This is a genomic window from Aquabacterium sp. UBA2148 (genome assembly GCF_002328915.1).
Lineage (GTDB): Bacteria > Pseudomonadota > Gammaproteobacteria > Burkholderiales > Burkholderiaceae_C > Aquabacterium > Aquabacterium parvum.
In genome coordinates, this window is record NZ_DCXA01000278.1 from 1 (window position 1) to 6,794 (window position 6,794).

Annotated in this window: 7 protein-coding genes and 1 tRNA gene; 5 read left to right on the plus strand and 3 right to left on the minus strand. The window is 65.2% G+C overall.

The features are described 5' to 3' along the window. A partial coding sequence (locus B2W70_RS15595; RefSeq protein WP_286747044.1) for a rhomboid family intramembrane serine protease occupies positions 1-590 on the minus strand: 590 nt, incomplete at its 3' end. An 82-nt stretch (positions 591-672) separates the two neighbouring features. Here B2W70_RS15595 and B2W70_RS15600 point away from each other — a divergent pair. The 3 genes from B2W70_RS15600 (at position 673) to B2W70_RS15610 (ending at position 2,007) form a co-directional block, all read left to right on the plus strand. Continuing rightward, positions 673-757: transfer RNA gene (locus tag B2W70_RS15600), tRNA-Leu, on the plus strand. 63 nt (positions 758-820) lie between these two features. After that, positions 821-1,723: a cysteine synthase CysM gene (gene cysM / locus B2W70_RS15605; RefSeq protein ID WP_286747046.1), complete on the plus strand. Its 903-nt coding sequence runs from the start codon at positions 821-823 to the stop codon at positions 1,721-1,723. Positions 1,724-1,764: 41 nt separating this feature from the next. After that, entirely contained in the window at positions 1,765-2,007 is a 243-nt protein-coding gene (locus tag B2W70_RS15610; RefSeq protein WP_058087993.1) for a sulfurtransferase TusA family protein, read from the plus strand. Between the two features lie 92 nt (positions 2,008-2,099). Here B2W70_RS15610 and ruvB read toward each other — a convergent pair whose 3' ends face one another. Beyond that, positions 2,100-3,209 carry a Holliday junction branch migration DNA helicase RuvB gene (gene ruvB / locus B2W70_RS15615; RefSeq protein ID WP_286747049.1) on the minus strand — a complete coding sequence of 370 codons (1,110 nt, stop codon included), beginning with the start codon at positions 3,207-3,209 and terminating at the stop codon, positions 2,100-2,102. A 214-nt stretch (positions 3,210-3,423) separates the two neighbouring features. Between ruvB and B2W70_RS15620 the strand changes: the two genes are divergently transcribed. Both B2W70_RS15620 and B2W70_RS15625 read left to right on the plus strand, forming a co-directional pair. Further along, the gene (locus B2W70_RS15620; RefSeq protein ID WP_286747051.1) at positions 3,424-4,476 is read left to right on the plus strand and encodes a porin; all 1,053 of its coding nucleotides are present in this window, start codon (positions 3,424-3,426) and stop codon (positions 4,474-4,476) included. Positions 4,477-4,694: 218 nt separating this feature from the next. After that, positions 4,695-6,020 carry a porin gene (locus B2W70_RS15625; protein WP_286747053.1) on the plus strand — a complete coding sequence of 442 codons (1,326 nt, stop codon included), beginning with the start codon at positions 4,695-4,697 and terminating at the stop codon, positions 6,018-6,020. A 127-nt stretch (positions 6,021-6,147) separates the two neighbouring features. On the opposite strand, the gene B2W70_RS15630 is transcribed toward B2W70_RS15625, so the two are convergent. Beyond that, a partial coding sequence (locus B2W70_RS15630; RefSeq protein ID WP_414631079.1) for a diaminopimelate decarboxylase family protein occupies positions 6,148-6,794 on the minus strand: 647 nt, incomplete at its 5' end.

Below are 6,794 nucleotides of genomic sequence, written 5' to 3' on the forward strand. Positions count from 1 at the left end.
CCGCGATTGAACGGCGGCTGGCCGCGCCAGTAGCGCAGCATCAACCAGCCGCCCAGCATGCCGCCCAGGTGGGCAAAGTGGGCCACCCCCGAAGACGTGCCCGTCACACCCAGGAACAACTCGATGCCGCCGTACACGGCCACGAACACCTTGGCCTTCATCGGGATGGGCGGGAACAGCGGCATGATCGTGCGCTCGGGGAACATCATCCCGAACGCCAGCAGCAGGCCGAACAGCCCGCCCGAGGCGCCCACCGTGGGGTTGTGGTAGCCCGCCAACATCGAAATCAGCAGTTGCGTGGCCGCTGCGGTCAGCACGCTAGCGCCTAGGAACTCGATGTATCGGCGCTGGCCCCAGATGCGCTCGAGCTCGCTGCCGAACATCCACAGGCCCAGCATGTTGAAGAAGATGTGGCCGATCGAGCCGTGCAGGAAGGCGTAGGTCAGCACCTGCCACGGGTAGAAGAGACCGCTCTCGAGTGGCCACAGGGCCATGTACATGGACAACGCCCCCCCCAGGAGGTCGTCCAGGAAATACATGGCCACATTGATCAGGATGAGCGCCTGGGTGATGGGGGGCATCGGTGGCATGGGGCAACAGCGGATGTGTGGTTGACCCCGGATCATAGATGCAAGCGCCCCTGTGCTATCCTTGCGGCCTTCCTGCACCAGGGCCCTGGTGGTGAAATTGGTAGACGCGCCGGATTCAAAATCCGGTTCCGCAAGGAGTGTCGGTTCGAGTCCGACCCGGGGCACCAAGCAGCTTGCACAAGCCTGCACACAGAGCCGGCACATGCCGTGAGCGATGGCCGCGTGAAGTCATGACCTACCCGACTCTCGAAGACGCCATCGGCAAGACCCCGCTGGTCCGCCTGCAACGCGTGCCCGGTGCCGACAACGACGCCCGTGGCAACGTCATCCTCGCCAAGCTTGAGGGCAACAACCCGGCCGGCTCGGTCAAGGACCGCCCCGCCATCAACATGATCCGCCGCGCCGAAGAGCGTGGTCAGATCAAGCCCGGCGACACCCTCATCGAAGCAACCTCCGGCAACACCGGCATCGCGCTGGCCATGGCCGCCGCCATCCGGGGTTACCGCATGGTGCTGATCATGCCGGAGGACCTCTCCATCGAGCGCGCCCAGACCATGAAGGCCTTCGGCGCCGAGCTCATCCTCACGCCCAAGAGCGGCGGCATGGAATACGCCCGCGACCTCGCCGACCAGATGGTGCGCGAAGGCAAGGGCGTGGTGCTCGACCAGTTTGCCAACCCAGACAACCCGGCGGTGCACTACGACACCACGGGCCCCGAGATCTGGCTGGACACGCAAGGCCGCATCACCCACTTCGTGAGCGCCATGGGCACCACGGGCACCATCACCGGTGTCTCGAAGTTCCTCAAGGAAAAGAGCCCCGAGGTGCGCATCGTCGGCGCTCAGCCGCAAGAAGGCTCGCGCATCCCCGGCATCCGCAAGTGGCCCGAGGCCTACCTGCCCAAGATCTACGAGCCCGGCCGCGTCGACGACATCATCCACGTCAGCCAGGCCGATGCCGAAGACATGGCCCGCCGCCTGGCACGCGAAGAAGGCCTGTTCTGCGGCATCTCGGCCGCAGGCGCCTGCTGGGCGGCCCTGGAGCTGGCCAAGCAAGTCAGCAACGCCACCATCGTCTTCATCGTCTGCGACCGGGGCGACCGCTACCTGTCGACCGGCGTCTTTCCCGCCTGATCAACGGCCCAACCCGGCCCGCAACCTTCGCAGCCTCAGCCATGGACCTGATCCACAAGGAACTCGACGCCCGCGGCCTGCTTTGTCCGCTGCCCATCCTCAAGGCCAAGAAGGCCTTGTCGGACATGCACAGCGGTGAAATCCTGCGCGTGCTGGCCACCGACCCAGGCTCTGTGCGCGACTTCCAGGCTTTTGCCCGCCAGACCGGCAACGACCTGGTCGATCAGCAGGCCCGGGAAGTGGACGGCAAAGAGGAATACACGCACCTGCTGCGTCGGCGCTGAGAGGCGCCCGGGCACACGCCGGGGCAGCCCCGGGGCTGTCGTGCTGCCCTTGCGTGTCCAGCACGCTGCAGCGCTGAGTTCGGCTCAGTCGCTCAACCTTCGTCCAGCAAGTTGCCACCCTGTGGCGCGATCAGTCCCAGGTGCCTGAAGGCGGCCGACGTCGCCACCCGCCCGCGCGGCGTGCGCTGCAGGAAGCCTTGCTGGATCAGGTAAGGCTCGATCACGTCCTCGATCGTGTCCCGCTCTTCGCCTATGGCAGCAGCCACGTTGTCCAGGCCCACCGGGCCACCATCGAAGCGGTGGATGATGGCCTCGAGCAGCTTGCGGTCCATCACGTCAAAGCCGATCGGGTCCACGTCCAGCATGGCAAGGGCCTTGTCTGCGATCTCTTTGGTGATGTGCCCTGTGCCCTTGACGTCGGCGTAGTCGCGCACCCGGCGCAGCAGCCGGTTGGCGATGCGGGGCGTGCCGCGCGATCGACGCGCCACCTCCAACGCGCCCTCGGCGTCGATCGGCGCGCCCAGCAGCTTGGCCGAGCGCGTCACGATGCGCTGCAACTCAGCCGCCGTGTAGAACTCCAGCCGCGCCACGATGCCGAATCGGTCACGCAGCGGGTTGGTCAGCATGCCGGCCCGCGTGGTGGCGCCCACCAGCGTGAAGGGCTGCAGGTCCAGCTTGATCGAGCGCGCCGCCGGCCCCTCGCCGATCATGATGTCGATCTGGTAGTCCTCCAGCGCGGGGTAGAGGATCTCTTCGACCACCGGGCTGAGGCGGTGGATTTCGTCGATGAACAGGACGTCGTTGCGCTCCAGGTTGGTCAGGATGGCCGCCAGGTCCTTGGGCTTTTCAAGCACGGGCCCCGAGGTTTGGCGCAAGTTGACGCCCAGTTCGGTGGCGATGATGTGGCTCAGCGTGGTTTTACCCAGGCCGGGCGGGCCGAACAGCAGCACGTGGTCGAGGGCCTCGCTGCGCTTTTTGGCTGCGCCGATGAAGATCTCCAGTTGCTCGCGCGCCTTGGTCTGGCCGATGTACTCGTCCAGGTCCTTGGGCCGCAGGGCGCGTTCGAGCGCGTCTTCCTGAGGGGAGCTGACACCCGCCTCCACCACGCGCCCGGAGGGCACGTTCTCGGGGGCGCCGCCCTGGCGCGAAGGGCGGGCGGGCCCGCGTCGGCCGGAGCCGAAATCGTCGGTCTGGATGCTCATGCGTTGATTATCCGGCCCAGGGCGTGTGTTGCATCAGGGCAACGATGAGCCACTTGGAGCATCGTTATGACAACCGTGTCATCAAGCAACTTTGAAAAATCTGGTGCAATCCCCAACAGTTCCAGCGCTCGAACGGCGTGGCGGGGTCACCCAGGTGGCCACCAGACATGCGTCGGCGGAGCTGGAGCCTCTGGTTCAAACTTTGGAGAACTCCATGAAAAAGACTGTGCTGGCTCTGGCCGCCATCGCTGCCTCCTCGGCTGCCTTCGCTCAATCCTCCGTCACCCTGTACGGTGTGGTCGACGCTTCTGTTGAGTCCGTCAAGGGCGACAAGACCGTCACCCGCGTGTCCTCCGGCAACCTGGCTTCTTCGCGCATCGCCTTCAAGGGCGTGGAAGACCTGGGCGGCGGCCTGAAGGCCACCTTCCTGCTGGACGCAGCCGTGGCTGTTGACACCGGCGCTGCTGGCTCCACCCTGTTCGGTCGCTCGGCTTACGTCGGTCTGACCGGTGGTTTCGGTGAAGTTCGCCTGGGCCGCCAAGACTCCCTGATCGGCGCTCAACTGTCTGCCGTCGTTGGCACCCGAGGCTACAACGAAGGCAGGATCTCCGGCGTGCTGGCTGGTGACAGCCTGCGTCGCCTGGACAACGCCATCACCTACATCGCTCCGACCTTCGTGCCTGGCCTGACCCTGGCTGCCCAGTTCTCGACCGGTTACAGCGCTTCTGTCACCACCGAAGACACCGGCAATGACGGCCGCACCTATGGCTTCAGCGCAGCTTACGCCAACGGCCCCCTGTCGGCTGGCTTGAGCTACATCAAGGCCAACACCGACGTGCCTGGTGACGTCGAAAACACCGGCGTGCTGGCTTACGGCGCTTACGACTTCGGCGTTGCCAAGCTGACCGCTTACTACAACACCGACGACCGTGACGGCAACTTCGACGACCGTGACCTGTACGGCTTCAAGGTTGCTGTGCCTGTGGCCACCGGCGTGACCCTGACCGGCGGCTACGCCCAGGTTCGCGGCGCCAAGGGCGACGCCACCTCGTCGACTGGCAACTTCAACGCCAAGAGCACCCAGGACGACAAGGCCAGCATCCTGACCTTCCGCGCTCAGTACGACCTGAGCAAGCGCACCGCCCTGTACGCCCTGTTCACGCAAGTGCGCAACGACAAGAACACCGACCTGTCGGTGTCCGGCGTGACCACCGCCAACGACAAGTCGTCGCGCGGTCTGGCCGTTGGCGTGCGCCACAGCTTCTGATCAGCCTCGGCTGAATCAGCAAAAGGGGGCTTCGGCCCCCTTTTTTTCATGGGTTTTGGGCGTGCGCTTGGGTTGCCCCCATTTGATCCATGACCGTTTCCATGCGCAGGCATGTCGTTCATGTGCAACAACCTAGCGGAAACCTGGGTGTCGCACTCAAACCCCTCGGCAACAATTCCTGACGCCCCCCGTTCCCGGGGGAGTCTCAGGAGATATTCATGCAAAAGCGCGTTCTGTCCTCGGCCATCGCTCTGGCCCTGACCGCCCTGGCCTCGGGCACCGCTCTGGCTCAGTCCAGCGTCACCATCTACGGCAACATCGATGTGTCGGTTGACCGCGTCAAACGTGACGCCGGTGATCGCCTGCTGCCCAACGTCGGCCCCCTGGTTGCTGGCAACGATCAACTCAGCAACAAGGCCAGCACCACACGCGTCGGTCCGGATCTGAGCTCCCAGTCCTCGTTGGGTTTCCGTGGCACCGAAGACCTGGGCGGTGGCTACAAGGGCAACTTCGTCCTCGAGGGGCAGGCTGGTGCAGACAACGGCGCCCTGCTGCGTGATGGTCGCCTGTTCGGTCGCCAAGCCTATGCCGGCCTGACCACCCCGTACGGTGAGTTCCGTGCCGGTCGTCAGTACGCTCCGATCTTCTTCTCCAGCGCCGTGATCACCACCGAGCGCTTCGGTGGCACCGACCAGTTCCTGGAAGGTGGCCTGTCCAACAGCCTGAACATCCGCTGGGACAATGCCCTGACCTACTCGCTGCAACTGGGCGGCTTCCGCGGTCAACTGGGCTACTCCCCGAACGCAGGCGCGTCGGACCTCGTGAACGCCAACCGCGGCTCGGGTGCCAGCGATTCCTCTGGCTCCATCCTGGGCGGCAACAACTCGGGCGCTTCCACCGAGAAGACTTCTGGTCGCGGCCGCAGCTGGGGTGCCTTCGGCATGTACGCGATCGATGACCTGACCGTCAGCGCCGGCTACAGCACCACGGACTTCAAGGGAGTGCCCGTCAACCTGCTGACGGGTACCGCTTCGGCTTACAACGCCGTGACGGCTCCGCTGTTCATGTTCAACTTGGGTGATTACTCGGTGTGGAACCTCGGCGCCAAGTACGCCTTCAAGGATCTGGGCCTGACCCTGACGGGTGCATTCGGTCGCGCCACGTACGACATCACCAACGCCAGCCCCCTGGCCTCGAACCCGGCCGGCTTTGGCATCACCAACGGCGACCTCGAGGTCTCCTCGCTGGTGCTGGGTGCCCGTTACGAAATCGGCGCCGTGGCGTTCCTCGGCCAGTGGTCGGAAACCAAGTTCCGCAACGAAGGTCGCGGCAAGAACCGCGGCTACACCCTGGGCGCCGAGTACTCGCTGTCCAAGCGCACCACCGTCTACACGCGTTGGTCGCAATTGGATGACAAGGGCATTGGCCCGGCCGTGGTGTTCCCCGCCACCGGCATCCGCGAAGTGCCCCCGATGACCAACGCAGGTCTGACGCCCAACGGCAAGACCACGCTGCTGGCCCTGGGCGTTCGCCACAGCTTCTGATCGAGCTCTGACTCGTCAGTCAAAGCCGCCTTCGGGCGGCTTTTTTCATCGCCATCACCAAAACAAACGGGCCCCGAGGGGCCCGTTGTGCATCCAAGGCCGGGCACAAAACCCGCCTTGTCCGGTGTCATGTGCCGATCAAGCGCTCGTTCGCCAGCAGTTGCGACACCGTCTCGCGCTCACGGATCACCCAGGTCTGCGCCCCATCGACCATGACCTCGGCGGCCCGCCCGCGGGTGTTGTAGTTGCTGGCCATCGTCATGCCGTATGCGCCTGCCGAGAGCACCGCGAGGACGTCGCCGGGTTGCACAGCCAGCGAGCGATCGCGCCCCAGCCAGTCGCCCGATTCGCACACCGGGCCCACCACGTCCCAGGTCAGGGGGGGCGTGCCCTCGCGCTGGTGTGTGTTGACGATGCCCATCCAGGCCTCGTAGAGGGCTGGGCGCATCAGGTCGTTCATGGCGGCATCGACCACGCAGAAGTTCTTCTGCTCGCCTTCCTTGAGAAAGAGTACATCGGTCAGCAGCACGCCGGCATTGCCCACCAGCGAGCGGCCAGGCTCGAACATCACTTCGCGCTGCCCGTGGCCGCGCGCATCGATCTTGGCCAGCAGTTTGGCGATGAGTTCGTCGGCTTTCGGGGGCGTTTCGTCGGTGTAGGTGATGCCCAGTCCGCCACCCAGGTCGAGGTGGTGGATCGGGATGCCGGCGGCTTCGATGGCCTCGACCAGATCGAGCACGCGGTCGAGCGCATCGAGGTAGGGGGAGACGTCGG